Source organism: Nonomuraea harbinensis (assembly GCF_019396385.1).
GTDB classification, from domain to species: domain Bacteria; phylum Actinomycetota; class Actinomycetes; order Streptosporangiales; family Streptosporangiaceae; genus Nonomuraea; species Nonomuraea ferruginea.
Window position 1 is genome coordinate 1 of record NZ_JAHKRN010000046.1, and the last position, 18,290, is coordinate 18,290.

15 protein-coding genes and 1 rRNA gene are annotated in these 18,290 nt (G+C 71.0%); 7 read left to right on the top strand and 9 right to left on the bottom strand.

All coding sequences use genetic code 11. The features are described from left to right. Positions 1 to 86, bottom strand: a 16S ribosomal RNA gene (locus KME79_RS34270); the annotation flags it as partial. A 455-nt stretch (positions 87 to 541) separates the two neighbouring features. Between KME79_RS34270 and KME79_RS34275 the strand changes: the two genes are divergently transcribed. Next, on the top strand, positions 542 to 1,621 hold the full coding sequence (locus KME79_RS34275; protein WP_261808782.1) for an AI-2E family transporter: 1,080 nt from the start codon (positions 542 to 544) through the stop codon (positions 1,619 to 1,621). Here KME79_RS34275 and KME79_RS34280 read toward each other — a convergent pair. Together KME79_RS34280 and KME79_RS34285 are read right to left on the bottom strand one after the other, a co-directional pair. Continuing rightward, on the bottom strand, positions 1,578 to 2,252 hold the full coding sequence (locus KME79_RS34280; RefSeq protein WP_219549270.1) for a helix-turn-helix transcriptional regulator: 675 nt from the start codon (positions 2,250 to 2,252) through the stop codon (positions 1,578 to 1,580). The genes KME79_RS34275 and KME79_RS34280 overlap by 44 nt on opposite strands. A 51-nt stretch (positions 2,253 to 2,303) precedes the next feature. After that, positions 2,304 to 3,158 carry a prenyltransferase/squalene oxidase repeat-containing protein gene (locus tag KME79_RS34285; RefSeq protein ID WP_219549272.1) on the bottom strand — a complete coding sequence of 285 codons (855 nt, stop codon included), beginning with the start codon at positions 3,156 to 3,158 and terminating at the stop codon, positions 2,304 to 2,306. A 261-nt stretch (positions 3,159 to 3,419) separates the two neighbouring features. Between KME79_RS34285 and erm the strand changes: the two genes are divergently transcribed. Next, entirely contained in the window at positions 3,420 to 4,241 is an 822-nt protein-coding gene (gene erm / locus KME79_RS34290) for an ErmE/ErmH/ErmO/ErmR family 23S rRNA (adenine(2058)-N(6))-methyltransferase (protein WP_148033723.1), read from the top strand. On the opposite strand, the gene KME79_RS34295 is transcribed toward erm, so the two are convergent. Next, entirely contained in the window at positions 4,230 to 5,603 is a 1,374-nt protein-coding gene (locus KME79_RS34295; protein WP_219549274.1) for a hypothetical protein, read from the bottom strand. The genes erm and KME79_RS34295 overlap by 12 nt on opposite strands. A 116-nt stretch (positions 5,604 to 5,719) precedes the next feature. Here KME79_RS34295 and KME79_RS34300 point away from each other — a divergent pair, with 116 nt between their 5' ends. Then, positions 5,720 to 7,312, top strand: a complete 1,593-nt coding sequence (locus KME79_RS34300) for a molybdopterin-dependent oxidoreductase (protein ID WP_219549275.1) — start codon at positions 5,720 to 5,722, stop codon at positions 7,310 to 7,312. Between the two features lie 37 nt (positions 7,313 to 7,349). On the opposite strand, the gene KME79_RS34305 is transcribed toward KME79_RS34300, so the two are convergent. The 3 genes from KME79_RS34305 to KME79_RS34315 all read right to left on the bottom strand — a co-directional run bounded on the left by KME79_RS34305 (position 7,350) and on the right by KME79_RS34315 (position 12,419). Further along, the gene (locus KME79_RS34305; RefSeq protein ID WP_246640898.1) at positions 7,350 to 8,774 is read right to left on the bottom strand and encodes a carbohydrate-binding protein; all 1,425 of its coding nucleotides are present in this window, start codon (positions 8,772 to 8,774) and stop codon (positions 7,350 to 7,352) included. An 11-nt stretch (positions 8,775 to 8,785) separates the two neighbouring features. Next, positions 8,786 to 10,360: a chitinase gene (locus KME79_RS34310; RefSeq protein WP_219549277.1), complete on the bottom strand. Its 1,575-nt coding sequence runs from the start codon at positions 10,358 to 10,360 to the stop codon at positions 8,786 to 8,788. A 229-nt stretch (positions 10,361 to 10,589) separates the two neighbouring features. Beyond that, complete coding sequence (locus KME79_RS34315) at positions 10,590 to 12,419, bottom strand: M14 family metallopeptidase (protein WP_219549278.1); 1,830 nt, start codon at positions 12,417 to 12,419, stop codon at positions 10,590 to 10,592. Between the two features lie 151 nt (positions 12,420 to 12,570). On the opposite strand from KME79_RS34315, the gene leuE reads away from it, so the two are divergent. Both leuE and KME79_RS34325 read left to right on the top strand, forming a co-directional pair. Next, positions 12,571 to 13,230: a leucine efflux protein LeuE gene (gene leuE, locus KME79_RS34320; protein WP_219549279.1), complete on the top strand. Its 660-nt coding sequence runs from the start codon at positions 12,571 to 12,573 to the stop codon at positions 13,228 to 13,230. A gap of 218 nt (positions 13,231 to 13,448) precedes the next feature. Next, the gene (locus tag KME79_RS34325; RefSeq protein WP_219549280.1) at positions 13,449 to 14,090 is read left to right on the top strand and encodes a VC0807 family protein; all 642 of its coding nucleotides are present in this window, start codon (positions 13,449 to 13,451) and stop codon (positions 14,088 to 14,090) included. Here the strand turns inward: KME79_RS34325 and KME79_RS34330 are convergent. Together KME79_RS34330 and KME79_RS47215 are read right to left on the bottom strand one after the other, a co-directional pair. Further along, complete coding sequence (locus tag KME79_RS34330) at positions 13,998 to 15,011, bottom strand: hypothetical protein (protein WP_219549282.1); 1,014 nt, start codon at positions 15,009 to 15,011, stop codon at positions 13,998 to 14,000. The two genes, KME79_RS34325 and KME79_RS34330, sit on opposite strands and share 93 nt — an antisense overlap. Positions 15,012 to 15,121: 110 nt before the next feature. Further along, complete coding sequence (locus KME79_RS47215) at positions 15,122 to 16,393, bottom strand: sensor histidine kinase (RefSeq protein ID WP_219549284.1); 1,272 nt, start codon at positions 16,391 to 16,393, stop codon at positions 15,122 to 15,124. A 364-nt stretch (positions 16,394 to 16,757) separates the two neighbouring features. Between KME79_RS47215 and KME79_RS34340 the strand changes: the two genes are divergently transcribed. Together KME79_RS34340 and KME79_RS34345 are read left to right on the top strand one after the other, a co-directional pair. Further along, positions 16,758 to 17,405 carry a DedA family protein gene (locus KME79_RS34340; protein ID WP_261808784.1) on the top strand — a complete coding sequence of 216 codons (648 nt, stop codon included), beginning with the start codon at positions 16,758 to 16,760 and terminating at the stop codon, positions 17,403 to 17,405. Positions 17,406 to 17,442: 37 nt separating this feature from the next. After that, a complete protein-coding gene (locus KME79_RS34345; protein WP_187281338.1) occupies positions 17,443 to 18,267 on the top strand; it encodes a DMT family transporter in 825 nt (274 codons plus the stop codon). The last annotated feature ends 23 nt before the right edge of the window (positions 18,268 to 18,290 follow it).

Below are 18,290 nucleotides of genomic sequence, written 5' to 3' on the forward strand. Positions count from 1 at the left end.
TACCCCGAAGGGCCTTTCCGCTCGACTTGCATGTGTTAAGCACGCCGCCAGCGTTCGTCCTGAGCCAGGATCAAACTCTCCATAAAATGAATTTGAATCCCAACCAAAAAGGAATCCGTCACAGAAAATCATGACGGGGTTGTGCATCATGCACTGGCTTTTAACACACTGTTGAGTTCTCAAGAAACGGACGCGTACACCCCGGCAAGACCCGACCAGCGGCCCCCGCCGAAGAGGCGTTCATTTCGTCTTTGTGTCACCAATCTTCGCAGCCCCCCAAGTTCGTGTCAAATTGACGCGAACCCCATCGAGCTGCAGATATCAGCAACCGCCCCGTCTCCGAGGCAACCCCTCTACCTTACTCCGAACTTCGACCCTTGTCCAACCGGACACTTGATCAAAGGATGGAGAGCAGAGGCGGGGAGCCGGCACGAGACCGGTTCGCCCGTTCAGAACACGGAGAACTGTATGGACGCCTCCCCTGGGCGTCAAATCGGCGTTCACCTCGGTGTCACCGTGACGACACGGGTACGTACCGTGCGTGAACCAGCAGTCCGCGCCGAGGGCGCTCATCATCCTGGTGGGGATCGCCGGGGCGCTGATCGTGCTGTTCGGCCTGCGCGAGGTGTCGTCCGTCGTCGGGCCGCTCGTGCTGGCGCTGGTGCTGGTGATCGCCGTGGCGCCGGTGCGCTCGTGGCTGGCCCGGCGCGGCGCGTCCGTGTGGCTGCAGGTCGCGGTGCCGTTCCTCATCATGCTGCTCGTCCTGCTGGGCATGGCCGGGGTGCTGACGATGGCCGCGGTGCAGCTCGGCGAGCTGGCGCCCGCGTACACCAGGCGGTTCGAGGAGCTCCTCACCGACGCACGGGCCTTCGCCATCGCCAGGGGCATCAGCGGCGAGCAGCTCGACCGGGCGATCGACAGCTTCGACCCGGCGCGGGTGATCGGCATCGCGCAGAGTCTCCTCGGCGGGGTGATCGGCGTCTTCTCCGCCCTGTTCCTCATCGTCGTCCTGATGCTGGCGATGTGCCTGGACGCGCCCATCACGGCCAGGGTGCTCGACTCCGGGGAGGGCAGGAAGGTCGCGCTGGTGGAGGCGCTCGGCCGGTTCGCCCGCAAGACCAGGCGCTACCTGATCGTCTCGACCGTGTTCGGGCTGATCAACGCCATCCTGGACGTGATCGCGCTCTATCTCATCGGGGTGCCGCTGCCGCTCCTGTGGGGGGTGCTCGCGCTGATCGCGAACTACATCCCCAACATCGGTTTCGTCATCGCGCTGGTCCCGCCGGCCACGCTGGCCCTGCTCGACGCCGGGGTGCGTGAGATGTTGCTGGTCGTCGCGGCGTACGTGGTCTTCAACGTGGTGACGCAGTCGCTCCTCCTGCCGAAGTTTCTCGGCGACGCGGTGGGGCTGTCGACGACGATGACGTTTCTCTCGCTCATCATCTGGGCGTTCGTGCTCGGGCCGCTGGGCGCGATCCTCGCCATCCCGCTGAGCCTGCTGGCCAAGGCGCTGCTCATCGACAGCGATCCGGCCGCGGCGTGGGCGGGGGCGCTCATCTCCAACAGGCCGCCGGCGGTCACGCGGCCAACCGGCTCAAAGTCACGCCGCTCAGGCGCCTGACGTCGCGGGACAGGTGGGCCTGGTCGGCGTAGCCGGCGACCGCGGCCACCTCGGCGAGCGGGACACCGGACCTGGCCAGACGCAGGGCGTGCTGGAAGCGGACGATGCGCTGCAGGGTCTTGGGCGCGTACCCGAAGCTGGCGACGCTTCTGCGGTGGAGCTGGCGCTCGCTCAGCCCCAGCTCCCACGCGACCTCGCGGACGCTGTCGCCCCGGCGGAGGGCGGCCGCGGCGGCGGGGGCGGCCGGATCGGAGGGCGGGGTGCGGCGCAGGCGGTCGGCGATCGCGGCGCGCAGGACGGGCATGGGGTCGGGGGCGTCGTCCAGGGGCGGGAGGGCGCCGAGCGCGTCGAGCGGCACGCGCTGGTCGCGCAGCTCGGACAGCGGGACGCCGAACACCTCTCCCGTCGCGCCGGGTTTGAAGCGGATGCCGGTGAAGATGTCGCCCACACGCATCGACGTGGGCACGGGGCCCGTGTCGGGGCCTGCCACGAACGGGCCGGAAGGGCCCCAGATGAGGTCGACGCAGGCGTCGGGCACGACGAGCTGGGTGCGGTCGTCCTCGCTCACCTGCCGCCACAGGCAGGCGATCCGCCCGGCGAGCGCGGGCTCCGGCGGCCACTCGGCGTACATGCTTCCACGCTACGCCCGCTCACCGACATTCCCGCGTGGGCGGGGTTGTCCCTACGTGGGGAGGCGGCCGTAGGCCTGGAGAGTCCTGAGACGTCCCATGGTGAGGTAGCCGCCCCACTCGTGCTCCACCACGGGGGTCCACATGGGCCAGTTGCCGTTCCAGCCGCCTTCCTCCGACTGGGCCGCCAGCAGGGCGTCCAGGTGGCGGGCCAGCACGTCCTCGGTGAACAGGGGGAACCGTAGAGGGCTGGGGGCGAAGTCCAGGGGGAAGTGGGCGTCGCCGGGAGCTTCGGGGTCGAAGGTGACCGTGGCCAGGATGGCGTCCTTGAGCCGCTGGAACTCCGACCGCGCCCGCTCCTCGTCGTCCACCAGGTCGAGGAAGGTGACGATGGCGCGGGCCTCGTACGGGGTGGTCTTGTCGACGGCGGAGATGCTCCTCCAGCAGAAGTCGGTGGCCGGTCCGCGCCACGGGTGGTCGATGCCGTGCTTGTGCAGGAGGCCGGCGATCGAGGCGGTGGGGATCAGGTTGCCGGGCGGGTCGTCGGGGGTCTCCCACCAGGGCGCGCGCGGCGCCTCGCGGACGGTCGGGAGGCAGAAGGGCACGCCGCCGTCGGGGGTGGTGACGGACAGCAGGTAGTCGCAGGCGGAGCGGACCATCGGGTCGGCGAAGGCGTCCAGCTCGTCGAGGATCCAGAACGCGATCTCGACCGGCTCCGGCTGGCTGGCGGCGCCGCGCAGGTCGGGTTCGAGCGCGTGGCCGAAGCCGCCGTCGGGGTTCTGGTAGCAGCGCAGGGTGTCGAGGACGCGATCCCTTGGGCCGCCCGCGAACAGGGCCTCGAAGCGAAGCCGGTCCAGGAGCCTGGCATGGGTCAGCAGGTAGCCGTGTGCACGGTGGAGAACGTCCATGCGGTTCACGCTAGTCGCCCCGTTCCGCCTGACGCTTGTACGAATCGGACGCGGCGCGCGGGCTTATTCGGTTGCCGTCGGCGAGCGCTCCTGCGTACGGTCGGCCGCATGTGTTGCTTTCACGCAGGTTGCTTCTACGCGGTTCGCATTCGCCGCAGCCGGCCTCTGGCCCGCTAGCGGACGCGACCGGTCGAGCGCGTTCCGCGGCGCGCCCGGGGCCCTTCGAGCCATTCATCGACTCGAGGACCCGGAAGGGCAGCTGTGGCGCAGGATTACGCGCACGGAAATCATTCACACACGCAGAAGAAGGCCAGGAGCTCGGGCGGCCGCACGCCCAGGGACAGGGCGAGGCGCGTGCTCTCCCAGAACTTCCTGGCCGACAGGCATGCCCTGGAGCTGGTGGTCAAGGCCGCCGCTCCCGAGGGCCTGGTGCTGGAGCCGGGGGCGGGCGAGGGCGCGCTGACCCTGGCGCTGGCCGCGGCGGGGGCGCGGGTGGTCGCCTACGAGATCGACCCGCGGCTGGCGGGCCGGCTCAGGTCGCGCACCCGCGACGATCCGCGCGTCGAGGTGGTGCGCGGCGACTTCACCGCGGCCCGCCCGCCGGGCGAGCCGTTCGCGGTGGTGGGCAACATCCCGTACTCGGCCACGTCGCGGATCGTCGGCTGGTGCCTGCGGGCCCGGTCGCTGACCTCGGCGACGATGGTCACCCAGCTGGAGTACGCCCGCAAGCGGGCGGGCGGCTACGGCCGGTGGAGCCTGGTCACGGTGGAGTCGTGGCCGTGGTTCTCCTGGCGGATGGGCGACCGGATCGGCCGGGAGAGCTTCCGGCCGATCCCGTCGGTCGACTCGGCGATCCTGCGGATCGAGCGCAGGCCGGCGCCGCTGGTCGGCTCGGGGCGGGACTGGCAGCGGCTGGTGGAGCTGGGGTTCAGCGGGGTGGGCGGTTCGTTGCGCGCCTCGCTCAGGACCCGCTACGACGGGGTGGACGCCGCCCTCGCCGCCGCCGGGGTGGCCCGCGACGCCGTCGTCGGCCACGTGCACCCGGACCAGTGGCTCACGGTGTACGACCGGCTAGACCTGTGAGGTGAGGCGTGCCGGGCCCGTCGGAGCGGCGGGCCCGGCCGTCTCGTGCTCGGGCGGGTTGCGCCGGCCCCACGGCATCGCGGCCAGCAGGACCGGCAGCAGCACGATCGACGCCCGCGACCAGTCCTGGTGCAGGAGCCACCAGGCGGTGTCCTTGTACTGGGTCATGTAGAGGTAGCCGTAGCCCGCCCAGAGCGACACCCCGATGATCGCCGGCCAGGCGAACCGGGTGGGCCGGGCGACCAGGAACGGCATGAACCAGAGCAGGTACTGCGCGCCCAGCCTGGGCGTGACCACCATGAAGATCAGCAGGATGGCCAGCGTCATGTCGATCGGGTCGGCCCGCCACCAGATGATGATCGCGGCCACGACGCACGCGTAGATCAGGTAGGTGCCGAAGGTCGCCAGGTCCGCGCGCAGCGCCCAGTCGCCGCCGGTGAAGTGGGGGGTCCAGCCCCACTCGCCGACGATCGGGCGGATGGCCCGGATGGTGTCGATGACCTGGGGGATCTGGCTGATCGAGGTGCCGGCGAAGACGGGCAGCGTCACCAGGAAGAAGAGCGGCACCGCGCCCGTGCAGAACAGCGCCACGATCCGGGACCGGAGCTGCGGCAGCAACAGCACCATGCCGGGGACCAGCCAGATCGGCCAGCTCTTGGCGCACAGCGCCAGGCCCATGAGCAGACCGGCGTAGGCGCCCCGTTTGAGGCCCGCCCGGTCACCGGGGCCCGGCCTCAGCGCCTGCCCGAGCGTGCGCAGCGCCCATCCGGGGAGACCGGACCAGCCGTGGTCGGCCAGCGCCCGCCTGGTCACGGCGATGACGTCCATCCGTGGGGTGGGGGCGCCGGGGCCGCGGGCGACCACGAACGCGGCCACCCCGAACACCAGCGCCACCGGCTCTACCTGGCCATGGAGGCAGGCGACCATCAGCGCGAGCGGGTTGAGCGCGTACTGGAAGGCGCGCAGCGAGGCCTTCGGCCCACCGGCGAGCTTGGCCACCAGCGGGATGAGCACGATGTCGGCCACCACGGTGACGATCCGGCCGGACCACTCCCACGGGATGCCGAGCCACAGCAGGATGCCGTACACGTACGGGATCGTCGGCAGGAAGTGCCAGCCGCCCTTGCTGGCCAGGACCGGGTCCTGGCCGTTGAGCACGGCCTCGCCCGCCGGTTTGAAGCTGTTGACGAAGTCGACCGGCTGATGGGCGTCGCCCGCCGCGAAGAACATCAGCACGACGCGGACCACCACACCGACGGCCAGGGCGGCCCAGAGCGGCGGTCGCCAGTCGCGCCACTGGGCGACGAGGGCGAGCGCGAGGCCGGTGACGAGGATGATCGCGATAGGGAGTGCAGTTTCCATGGCGGGACCTAGACTGCCCTACGCCCCTCCGCGCTGCCACACGGCTTTGTTTCCGGATCTCCGACATGCGGGGTCGTAACGCGTCAGAACATGACCGTCTGTGCTGAACTTTTCGCATGGGGGGATCCGAAGTCAACCAGACACTGGTCAGGCTCTATTTCGAGGTGCGCGAAGGGCTGCATGACCCGGTCGCCGCCTGGGCGAAACTCACAGCGAACTCTGAGGTTTACCGGCAGGCGCGGGGTGGCCGCCGGGTCTCCCTGGACGACGCGACGGCCGCCGAGCTGGCCGCGGCGGCCATCGTGCACACCGCGTCCGAGCACGGCGCCGACCAGGTGGCGGCGCTGGCGACCTCGCCGCTGGCCGGGCTCGTACGCGGGATGGGCGGCGCGGTGCTCACCGAGCAGTCGAGCGCGCCCGAGCAGCTGCTCGGCCCGCGTTTCGAAGGGCCGCGGGCGGAGGACTGGGCGAATGCCGCGTACGTACTTCTCTGGGGTGAGAACAACAGGAACGTGCGCGCACCCGGGTCGCCGTGGGTGATCGCCGGCCGGTACAAGGGGCAGAAGGTGGTGGCCATCGGCCCGCACCCGACGCGGCTGTCGGACGAGACGCTCGTGGTGCGGCCCGGCACGGACGGGGCGCTGGCCATGGCGGTCGGGCACGTGCTGCTCAAGGAGTTCTTCCTGGACCGGCCGGCGTTCGCCGCGCACGCGATGGCGCGCACCGACCTGCCGGCCCTGGTGCGGCTGCGCGAGCTGGAGGACGGGCTGGTGCCCGGCGGGCTGCTCGGCCGCGACGCCGGGCGGCTCAGCCTGTACGGGGGCGACGGGGCGGCGGCGACGGAGGTGCTGCTGCCGCGGTTCGACGTGGGGCCGGGCGTGCTGCGCCGCGGGGTGCCGGCGGTGCGCGACGGCGAGGGCCTGGTGACGACCGTGTTCGACCTGCTGCTCGCGGTGTACGGGCTGGCCCGGCCGGGTCTGCCGGGCAGCTGGCCGGACGGCTACGACGACAAGACCTCCCCGTACACGCCCGGCTGGCAGGAGGCGCACACCGGGGTGGCGGCCTCGCGGGCGCTGAAGCTGGCCAGGGAACTGGGCGTCACGGCCGAGAAGACGGGCGGGCGGTGCATCGTGGTGCCCGGCTGGCTCGACACGCCGCACGCCGACACCGCCTACCGGGCGATGCTGGCGCTGCTCGTGCTCACCGGCTGCCGCCGGGGGTGGGCGCAGGCGTCGGGCGGGGCGGGCGTGCCGCTCGTGCCGTACCTGGTGCTGCACGCGTGCGGCGAGGACCGGGCGGACCTGGGGGCGTTGAGCTGGGCGCTGGCCGACGGGATGTTCGACCGGCGGACGTCGCGGACGGTGCTGCTGGACGCGGTGCGCGGCGGGCTGCCGATGGCGCCGCCGCCGCGGGTGCTGGCGCTGCCGCGGTGGATCTACCCGCTGCCGCCACAGGTGGACCTGCTGATCGGGCCGGACGAACGGTGCGATCTGGCCACTCCGGACTCGCGGCTGGTCGCCGACATGGTGGCGAAGCTGTCGGACGGGCAGGTGGAGCCGGCCCGGGAGGAGCCGGAGCCGGGTGAGCCCGGGATGCGGACGGTGGTGGACCACGCCTGGATGTACGAGTACGGGGAGGCGCTGCCGGTCTACCGTCCGCCGGGGGTGGGGGTGCCGCTCAAGCCCACCCAGCTCGTGCGGTTGCCGTGAGCCCGGGGCGGGGCCGCCGCCCCGGGCTCGGGTCTTGTCAGAAGCCCGCGGTGATGCGGGTGAACTCCCACTCGGCCTGGGAGATGCCGCTGCAGTTGGAGACGACCCCGCCGCCGGGGCAGGGGCGGTCACGGTTGACGCCCCAGTACGCGAGCCGGTTCAGGCCCTTGGACCTGGCCCAGTCGCGGATCTGCGTCCACGTCTGCGGGGTGGTCAGTTCCTGCTGGTCGGACAGGCCGTTCATGCCGGAGATGCCCATGCGGGCGTATGCCTGCGCGTCGGTGTAGCCGTAGGCGTTCTTGAGCGCGTTCTTCAGGCCCTCCGAGGCGTTGACGGTGTCCTGGTAGATGTTGGAGCTGCCGAAGTCGAACGGCATGATCGTGAAGTTGTCGATCGGCACGTTCAGCGCTCTGGCCTGGTTGATCAGGCGGACGCCGTGGGCGTTCGGGCCGGTCCTGCTGGTGCCGAAGGTGACGACGACCTTGACGTTCGGGTTGTTCTGCTTGACGATCTTGAGGCCGTTCAGGATGCGGTCCTGCACGGTGTAGTTCTCGAACTCGTCGTAGTTCTCGATGTCGAAGTCGACCACGGCCGGGCCGACCGCGTTGATGACCTGCTGCACGGCGCCGGCGAAGGCCTGCGGGGTGGCGCAGTTCGGGCCGAGCTTGTTGCCCTGCCAGCCGCCGAAGGAGATCTGGACGCTGCCCCCCTTGGACTTGATCGTGTTGATCGCCTGCTGGTCGGCGCCGCCGGTGAGGGGGCGCTGGCCGTCCCAGGCCGGGTTGCAGCCGCCGCTGGACAGGATGAACGCCATGGTGAACGACTTGACGCCGGTCGCGTCCATGACGGTGCCCGGGTTGGGCGGGTTGCCCCAGCCCATCCAGAGGTAGGGGGCGCCGGGCATCCGGCTCGGGTTCGGTTCCGGGTCAGGGCCGCCGGTGGAGGTCCGTGCGGTGACGGAGTTGCTGTGGCCGGACTGGTTGCCGGCGGCGTCGCGGGCCCTGACGGTATAGGTGTAGCTGGTGTTCGCCGCGCGGCCGGTATCGGTGTACGAGGTGCCGCCGACGGTCGTCACCAGGCTGCCGCCCCGGTAGACGTCGTAGCCGGTGACGCCGACGTTGTCGGTGGAGGCGTTCCAGGCGAGCGAGACGCTGCTGGAGGTGACGCCGGTCGAGCGCAGGTTGCCCGGCACGGACGGCGCCTGGGTGTCCCCGCCGCTGCCGCCGCCGACCTGCTTCCACAGGGCGGGCACGACGTTGGGCTCCCAGCCCGGCTGGGAGGTGTGGCTCTGGAGGCACTCGTAGTCGACGCCGTTGTGGGTGACGCGGGTGCCGGCGGTGTAGGGGGTCCAGGCCGTCCAGGCCGCGTAGGCGGCGGCCGTCGCGCCGTACGCGGCGGGGGCGGCGACGGTGGCGAGGCCGGAGAGGGTCATGGCGAGGGAGGCGAGTAACGCAAGGAACATACGTCGAAATTTCATGACATTCCTCGGAGGTGCGGCTTGACGGTCTTCGAGAAGTTCCAGTTGTGGGTGGCGTCCCAGTTGATGGACCAGGTCATCGCGCCCCTGATCCCGGGGTAGGCGCGCGGGGGTACGAACGATCCGCAGCGGGTGCGGGTGGCCAGGCAGTCGAGCGCCTGGTTGACGACGGCGGGCGCGACCACGCCGCCGCCCGCGGCGCCCGGCCCGGCGGGCAGGCCCAGCGCCACCTGGTCGGGGCGCAGCCCGTTCTCCAGCTGGATGCAGGCGAGCGCGGTCAGGAAGTCGACCGAGCCCTGGGAGTACGCCCACGCCTGGTCGCAGCCGAGCATGGAGCCCGAGTTGTAGTACTGCATGTGGACGACCGTGAGGATGTCCTTGATCGACAGAGCGAGCTTGAAGTACTCCATCCCGGTCGACTGCATGTCGATGGTCTGCGGCGCCATCGTGATGATCAGGCCGGAGCCGGCCTTGGCGTGCAGCGCCCGGAGCGCCTGGGCCATGTAGGTGGCGTTGAGCCCGTTCTCCAGGTCGATGTCCACGCCGTCGAACCCGTACGACGTCATGATCCCGTACACGGAGTCGGCGAACCTGGTCGCGGCGGCGGCACTGGCGACCTGCACGCGCCCGGCCTCGCCGCCGACGGAGAGGATGACCTTCTTGCCGCGCTGCTTGAGCGCCCGGACGTCGGCCCTGAACTGGGCGTCGGTGTAGCCGCCGAGCGCGCTCGCCAGGCCCGGGTCGACGCCGAAGACGACCTCGCCGGGGGTGGCGGTGGCCTCGCCGAACGCGATCGCGATCAGGTCGTACTCGTCGGGCACGGCCGACAGACGCAGTTCGGTGGCGGGGTTGACGAAGTTGTGCCAGTAGCCGGTGAGGAAGTGCTTGGGCAGCCCCTCCCCCGGCTCGCCGGGGTCGCAGCCGGCGGTGGTGGCGGTGGCGGGGTCGCTGGGCGCCGACTCGCCCGCGCCGTTGTGCGCCCGGACGGTGTAGGTGCGGGTCTCGCAGGCGCCGAGGCCGGTGATGGTCGCGGTGGCCGAGCTGACAGCGGCCTTGACAGCGGAGCCTTCGTAGACGCGGTAGCCGTCGACGGCGCCGCTCGCGGGGGTCCAGGTCAGGGTGATGGCGCCGGCGCCGCCCGTCGCGGTGAGACCGCCGGGCCTGCCGGGGACGCCCGGGACGGTGCCGCCGTCGCAGGACGCGCCGTTGAGCGTGCAGCCGGTGATGCCGGGGAAGTTGCCGGGGCTGCCGGTGAAGCCGAAGCTCGCGCTCGCGCCGGGGGCGAGCGCGGGCGCCCAGGAGGGGTTGGTGAAGGTGTAGTGCTGCCCGTTCCTGGACTGCGTGGCGTCCCAGGCGGACGCGATCGAGAAGCCTGACGGGAGGTCGAACTGGACGTTCCAGCCGTTCATCGGGCTGGAGGTGCCGTTGGTGACGGTGATTTTGCCTTCGAAACCGGTGCCCCAGTCGGACATCTTGGTGAAGGCGGCGGTCGCCGAGGCGGCCTGGGCGGGGGATGCGGTGAGTCCGAGTGCGAGGGTCGCGAGCACGACCAGGATCACGCGTGCTTTCACATTGTCGTCCTTGTCGGTGGCGTACCGCGCGGCTTGCGCCGGGGGGTGAGAGCGCAAGCCGCACGGCACGGCCCGCGGAGGCAGACGCGAGCCGTCAAGAGGTCCGATCTGTTAGGAAAGTTTCCTAAGAGTTGACGTGATCGTAGCCTTGACACCCCGGGCTTACAAGACCCAATGCGTCACCGCCTCCGATGCCCCCGCCACGCCGGGTGGCGGGGGCACGGACGGTTCAGTTCTGCCGCGTGATCCGGACGTCGTCGACCGCCGCCTCGACGAGCGAGGCGGTGGACAGGTCGGCGGCCTCGATGAGGATGCGCACCGTCTGCCCGGCGAACGAGCTGATGTCCGCGGTGGCCACGCTCCACGCGGCGTCCCGGTCGGACGCGGCGCCCGCCTGCTGGAAGACGGTCGCCGTGGTGTTGCCCACGACCCTGACCCGGAAGTAGTCGGCGCTGGTCGCGTTCGACCCGTGCGCCAGGTACCAGGACAGCGACAGGCTGGTGGTCCCGCCGGCGGGCAGCGTGATCAGCGGCGACTGGATCGAGGTGACGCCGCCGTCGATGTCGTACGCGCCCGCCGAGCTGCCGGCCAGGCGGCCGGTCACCAGGTCGTTGCTGCCGCTGACCGTGGTGCCGAGCTGCTTGGGGCCCGAGGAGGAGGTGGCGGCGGGGTCACCGCGCTCCCACTGGCCGAGGGTGGCCGTGTCGGTGCCGTTCGGGTTGACCGTCCAGCCGGTGGCGGTCTCGAAGGTGTCCGAGTAGACGGTCGTCGGCGGAGTGCCGGTGCCGCAGTACTGGGACTCCTTGCCGATGATCCGGTAGACGCAGTCGGAGTACTCCAGGAACCGCAGCGTGGCCTCCTTGTTGCGGGTGGTCTGCGGCACGATCTGCTCGTCGGGTGGGTAGAAGCCGGGGCTGGAGCCGGTCGGGTACATCTCGAACGTGTAGCTGAAGATCTTGTAGACGCCCCACAGCCAGTCGTTGATGGTGCCGTCGGTGATGTAGAGGTCGCTGGCCTGCTCGGGGGTGTAGCTGTTCGTCGAGGCCATGCTCTGGCCCAGGGTGGCGTGCGCGTTCCTGTCGTCCAGCGTCAGACCTGGCGCGGTGTCGTTGAAGGTGTAGCCGTAGGGCCACAGGATCAGCTCGCTGTAGGTGTGCCAGTCGATGTGCGCCTTGATCTGCTGCACGCCGCCGACGACGCGGCCGCGTACCCAGTTCGCGACGGCGCGGACCTCGGGCGCCGACTCGGCCGACGGGCCCCGGTAGGTGTCGCTGGAAGGCGAGCCGGAGGAGCCGCCGCAGCAGCCCCACTGGTAGCCCCAGTTGCGGTTGAGGTCGGTGCCGACTGCGGAGGTGCCGCTGTTCGGCTGCCTGTTCTTGCGCCAGGACCGGTAGCTGCCCGTGGCGATGTCGTACTCGCCGCCGTCCGGGTTGAGGTCCGGCATGATCCAGATCTCGCGGGAGTTCACCAGGGAGGTGACCCTGGAGTCGCTGCCGTACCCGTCGGTGAGCAGGTCCATGATGTAGAGCGCCATCTCGACGGTGAGGTGCTCGCGGGCGTGCTGGTGGGCGGTGAACAGCACCTCCGTCTCCGCCTCGTCCGTCGCGACGTTGTCGCTGATCTTGACGCCGACGAGCTGCCTGCCTTCGTACGAGGTCCCGTACGAGAACTTGCTCGCGATGCCCGGATGGTCGGCGACCAGGTCGTCGATGTACGCGATCATCTCGGCGTAGTTGTGGTAGGCGGAGTCCGATGGCGGGAAGTCAGCGGCCGCGGCATCGGACGTGGATCTCGGGCGCGGGACCTCCGCGACCCGGTAACCGAGGTTCCTGATGGCGGTGACCTCGGCTTCCGTGGCGGTGATGAGGACCGACTCCTTCGTCACCTCGTCGATGGCCGCGCCGGTGGCCGCGACCGCGCTGCGTTCCTGCGCGTTCGACGGGCCCTGGACGCGGTACTGCTTGTTGGGGGGTGGCTCGGCGGATGCCCCGGCCCCGGTCGCGCCGGTCAGGCAGACCAGGGACAGGGCGGCCAGCAGGATGACCAAACGGCGGTGCACCTCGTCCTCCTAGAGCGCGCGGGCTCGGGTGTTGACGCGCGCCTGAACTGAGAGTGAAGAGGCGCCCTGTGCGGGGGAAGGCCCAATCTACGCCTCCCCGGTAGGGGTAATCTGCAATGTCACCCCCGTGTCAGGCCTGGAGCGAGGCAGGATGTTCTTCGGCATCACAGATATCTGGACGTACGTCATCGGCGCTTTTCTGATCATCCTGCTGCCGGGGCCCAACTCGCTGTTCGTGCTCGCCCAGGCCGCGCAGCACGGCGTGCGGCAGGGATACCGGGCGGCGGGCGGGGTGTTCGTCGGCGACACCGTGCTGATGCTGCTGTCCGCGGCGGGCGCCGCCTCGCTGCTGCGCTCCGCGCCGTTGGTGTTCACCATCGTGAAGTACGCGGGCGCGGTCTATCTGGCCTGGTTGGGGCTCCAGATGATCCGGGGAGCCTGGCGCGCGTGGCGCAACAAGGACGTCGCCGCGGCCGTGACGAGCGGCCCCGAGCGGGTGTCGCGTGCCCCGCGCCCGTTCGGCAAGGCGCTGGCGATCAGCCTGCTCAACCCCAAGGCGATCCTGTTCTTCGTGTCGTTCTTCGTCCAGTTCGTCGACCCGGGTTACGCCACGCCCGCGCTCTCGTTCCTCATCCTGGGCTCGATCATCCAGGTGTTCAGCGCGCTCTATCTCACAGCGCTGATTTTCTGCGGCTCTTTCCTGGCCGCTCAGTTCCGTTCCCGGCGGCGGCTCAGTGCGGGCCTGACCTCGGGTGTCGGTGCGGTGTTCGTCGCTTTCGGGGCGTCGCTCGCGGCCTCGTCGCTGAGCTGATCGCCGCCGGGCGGCCATTCTCAACGTGTCAAAAGAGGCAGTCGCCCCTTAGGGGGTCGGGTACGGTAAGCCACCGGAAAGCGCCCGGCAACCCCCGGATGCGAAGGTCGGAGTATGCCAGGGTGGCCGCTGGGTGACATCGAGCGGTCCGTCCGGCAAGCCTGCCGGCCCGAAGCCGGGGTAGTCCCAGCCCGTCGGCCCAATCTGCGGAGCAAGCGTTGAACCACCCTCCCGTCACCCTGCCTCGTCTGACCGCCCTGGCCCGTCAGGCCGCCCCGCAGTTGCTGGAAGCTGTGGTCGCTCCCCTGGTGGTGTTCTATGCCGCGATGATGCTGCTCGGCCTCCAGTGGGCGCTCATCCTGACCTGCTCGTGGGTCTACGTGGGCGTGGCATGGCGGCTGATCAGGAGGATCCGGGTGCCGGCCACGATGTATCTGGCCGCCGCGGCGATCACGCTGCGCACGGTGATCGGGCTGTGGACCGGCACGTGGATGTGGTACTTCATCCAGCCCGAGCTGGGCACCATCTGCATCGGCATCGCCTTCCTCGCGTCCGTGCGGCTGAACAGGCCGCTCGTGGAGAAGCTCACGCTCGACTACATCCACCTGCCGAACGCGGTGCTCAAGCACGAGCGGGTCCGCAGGTTCTTCGCCAGGATCACGCTGCTGTGGGCGTTCGTCCTGCTGATGAACTCGGGCCTGAGCATCGCGCTGGCGATATACGAGTCGCTCTCGGGCTCGCTCAGCGGGTACATCGTGCTGCGCACGTCAGCGGTGGCCGTGATAAGCGGGCTGGCGATCACCGTCTCCCTCTTCGGCTTCAAGCGGCTGCTGCGCCGGCTGCACGTGGCGCACGGCTGACCGTTCGGCCAGCAGGAACGCTCCACACATCCCCATGGCCATCCCGGTCAGCATGCCGAACAGCTCCAGCAGGTCGGTCAGCCCGGTGGCTCCGCCGCTGAGCGGCGCGGCCGTGGCCGTGATGATCATCGCGTAGAGGCCCCAGCCGAACAGCGACCCCGACCCCAGCCAGGCCACGACCAGCGGCTGCCAGAACGGCCGGCGGGCGTTCGCCCTGACCAGGGCCACCAGCGCCACGCCCGCCGCCACGGCCAGCAGGCCCTTGATCCCCTGCTGGAACGCGCCGGCCGAGGTCATCGCCGCGGCGGCCTCCGGCGGCAGCCCCGCGTCGCCGCCGAACGCCCACGAGAAGCGGACACCCCCGATGACGGCCGCCACCAGCAGCGAGCCCCACGCCACCACCCGCTGGAACGGTCTCGTCAGCGACTGGTACGGGGCCTCGGCGGTGGTGGTGAAGACGGCGGGCCAGCGGTCCCGGGCGTAGAGCACGAAAGCGGCCATGAGTCCGACGCCCTGCCCGATGAACCCGCCGTAGACCATGACGTAGACCCAGGGCTCGATCGGGCCGCCCACGTCGAACAGAGCCGCCCCTTCGAGCAGCAGCCCCAGCGGCGTCGTGACCACGATCACGCCGAGCAGGCCGGTGCCGACCCACAGCGGCAGCAGCACCAGCCAGGCGGGCAGCCGCATCCCCCACCGCATGGTGAACCCGAGCGCCAGGACCAGCGCGACGGCGTCCATGCCGAACGTCAGCACGTTCATGCCGTACATCGTCGAGTCGTCCATGAGCGCCGGGTCGGTGACGCCGACCGGGCTGCCCGTCAGCCAGAGGACCTTGAGCGTGAGGTAGGGAAGCATGGCGGCGATGGCCACGATCGCCGCGGTGATCCGGCCCACGCCTGCTCTCGGTGTCTCGTTCATGCCTCCCAGGCTGCTCTTCCGGCCGCTCGCGGGCCTCACGCGGGCAGGGGATCCCCCTCCCCCGTACGGGGGAGAGCAGCTCCGTACGTCTGAGCTTCGGTACGGGGGACTCACGGCAGTTCCGCGGCCAGTTCGTAGCCGCCGTCCGCTGGGCCGGCCCGGAGGGTGCCGCCCGCCAGCCGCACCCGCTCCCGCAGCCCGGGCAGGCCGAAGCCGCCGGTGGCGGTGACCTGGGGGGCGCGGGCGGGCGGGCCGTTGCGGACGGCGACCAGGTGCGGGGTGACCGCGACCTCGATCGCGGCGCCCGGCGCGTGCTTGGCGACGTTCGTCAGCCCTTCCTGCACCACCCGGTGCGCCAGGCCGGGAATCGGTCTCTCCAGCCGCAGCGTGATCGCCATCCCGGAATCACGGGCCCGCTCCACCAGCGCGACCACGTCCTCCCCCGCCCCGGCCATCGGCGACACCTCGGCCTCACCGTCCGCCGTAGCGAGCGACGCGACCTCCTCGCCACCCTCCGGGACGGGGCCGGCTTCCCGCGCCGCTTCGGTGGGGGGTTCCTCGGGCAGGGGGGCGAGGGGGGCGGCGTCGGTGTCTTCGCGGAGGACGCCGATGATCTGGCGGAGCCGCTCGGTGGCGTCCGCGGCCGCAGCGCGCAGTTCGCTCGCCGCTCTGGCGTGGGCGGGTTCGAGGGTGGGGGACAGTTCGAGGCCGGCGGCGCGTACCGCGATGAGCGCCAGGTCGTGGCCGAGCGAGTCGTGCATGTCGCGGGCGATGCGCGCCCGCTCGCGCAGCCGTGCCTGCGCCTCGGCCGCCTGCCGCGCCTGGTCCCGCTGCTGCAGGAGCCGCCTGCGGAGCAGGCCCAGGAGGTACGGGACCAGGTAGGTGCCGATCAGGCCGGTGACCATGGTGATCCACAGACCGGCCGCGCCGCCCCCGGCGACGACGAGGACGACGCCGATCGCGGTGATCAGGACGGCGACCAGCCCGGCGCCCGGTATCCGGATGGGCCAGGGCAGGGCCCGGGGCAGGCGACGTCCGGCGAGGTAGGCGTACCAGATGGAGAACGGCGAGACCGGCGCGAACGGGAAGATCTTGACCTGGATGGCGCCGGGGATGAGCCAGGTGATGTCGGAGGTGGCCAGGCTGTCGGCGAAGTCCCACGGCCCGAGCGGCAGCAGCAGCACCACCGCCGCCAGCGGCCACGGCCTGCCGACGAGGACGGCGAGCGCTCCAAAAGCCAGGCGCGGCACCGTGATCGCGCAGAACGCGCCGAGGTCTCTCAGCGGATCGGGCCCCATGGCGCTGATCACGATCGCCAGCAGCACCCACAGGACCACGTCTCTGAGCACCTGGCGACGGTCGTCGCGGCGTAGTCCGTTCACGCCCACGACGGTATCCGCGACCAGGCGGGACCCGCTCCCCCCGAAGGTCTGCGCCGGCCCCTGACGAAAGTCGGGTGGCTCGCGCTCCCCCGCCGGCGGTGGGGCTAGCACCACCATCAACTCGGATGCCCGCACTGATGTGCCGGGTCCGTCCGGCCGCTTTGATCGAAGGGTGTCAACCGGAGGTCGTAGCGCCGCCCCTGACGAAAGTCGGGGGTACCGCGTACCGATCGTCCGATGTGCGGTGGCCTGCGGGATTCCTAGGTTCGGAGCGTACGGGCCCTGACCCCGGTAGGGGAAGAGCCCGCGTTCGTCCCCGGGAGATCCCCGATGTCCGCCGGCACCTCTCGCCGCCAGGGTGAGAGTGCGCGCCAATCGATCGGAGTTCACGCTGATGTCGCACGCCGTCCTGGAGTTCCTCCAGCAGGTGATGTCCTCGCCCTGGCTCTACCTCGCGCTGTTCACGCTCTCCCTGCTCGACGGGTTCTTCCCGATCGTGCCCGCGGAGACCTCCGTGATCACCGCCGGGGTGTTCGCGGCCACGGGCGAGCCGAACCTCGCGCTGGTGATCCTGGTGGCGGCGCTCGGCGCGTTCGCCGGCGACCACATCTCCTACCTGCTCGGTCTCAAGGGCGGGGGACGGCTGCGCAAGCGCAAGGCAATGGTGTGGGCGCGCGACGCCCTCGCCGAGCGCGGCGGCCTGGTGCTGGTCGTGGCCCGTTACATCCCCGGCGGGCGGACCGCGACCACGCTCACCATGGGCGCCGTCCGCTATCCGCTTCGCCTGTTCACGATCTTCGACGCGATCGCGGCGGCCTCGTGGGGCCTGTACTCGGGGCTGATCGGGTTCTTCGGCGGGATGGCGTTCGAGCGCGACCCGATCAAGGGGCTGCTGCTCGGGCTGGGCATCGCCGTGTCCGTCACGGCCGTGGTGGAGACCGTCCGCTGGCTGCGGAAGCGGCGCGCCACCAACGCTTCCCCCGTGCGACTTCCCTCGGACACGTCGGTTTGACCCTGCCGGGTGACCATCCAGCTGAAAGGAGTGGGGCATGACGGTGCCGGCCGCGGTGATCGCCCTGATCGGCTCACTGTTCTTCGCACTCGGAGCGGCTTTGCAGCAGTTCGAGGCGGTGGGCACCGACAAGCCCGGGATGCTGACCCTGCTGCGGCGGCCACGCTGGCTGCTGGGCGGGGCCGCCATCCTGGCCGGCGGCGGGCTGCACATCGTGGCGCTCGGCCTCGGCCCCCTCACCGTGGTCCAGCCGATGGGGGTGGCCAGCCTGTTGTTCGCGTTGCCGATCGCGGCGACCCTGCACGGCCGCAGGCCGTCCACGTCCGAGCTGGGCGCGGCGGCCGTGGTCGCGGCGGGGCTGGTCGGCCTCGTCCTGCTGGTGCCCGAGTCGGACGTGCCGGTGCGGTTGGAGCCGCGGGAGCTGTTCACCCTGCTCGGCGTCTCCGGCGCGGCGGCGGTGCTGCTGTGGGCGGGCGCGCGGGCGGCCGCCCCCGCGTGGCGGGCCGCGCTGCTGGCCACCGCGTCCGGGGTGCTGTACGGCGCCACGGCCACGCTCGTGCGGGTGCTGGTGGACGGCGGCTGGAACTGGGCCTACCTGCTGGCCCTGCCGGTCCCGGCGCTGCTGGCCCTGGTGATGCTGCAGCGCGCCTACTCCGTCGGCCACTTCGGCGTCTCCTTCGCCGCCCTGCAGATCGCCGACCCGCTCACCGCGGTGGCGTTCGGCGCGCTGCTGCTCGGCGAGCCGCTCCCCACCGGCCTCGCGCCCGTGGCGGCCGCGGCGCTGGCCGCCGCCGGAACCGTCGCCCTCGCCCGTACGACCCCGCTGGAAAGCCGGCCTCCCCGGGCCGGAACCCCCACCTAGAAGAAACCCTGAGGAGTCACCCA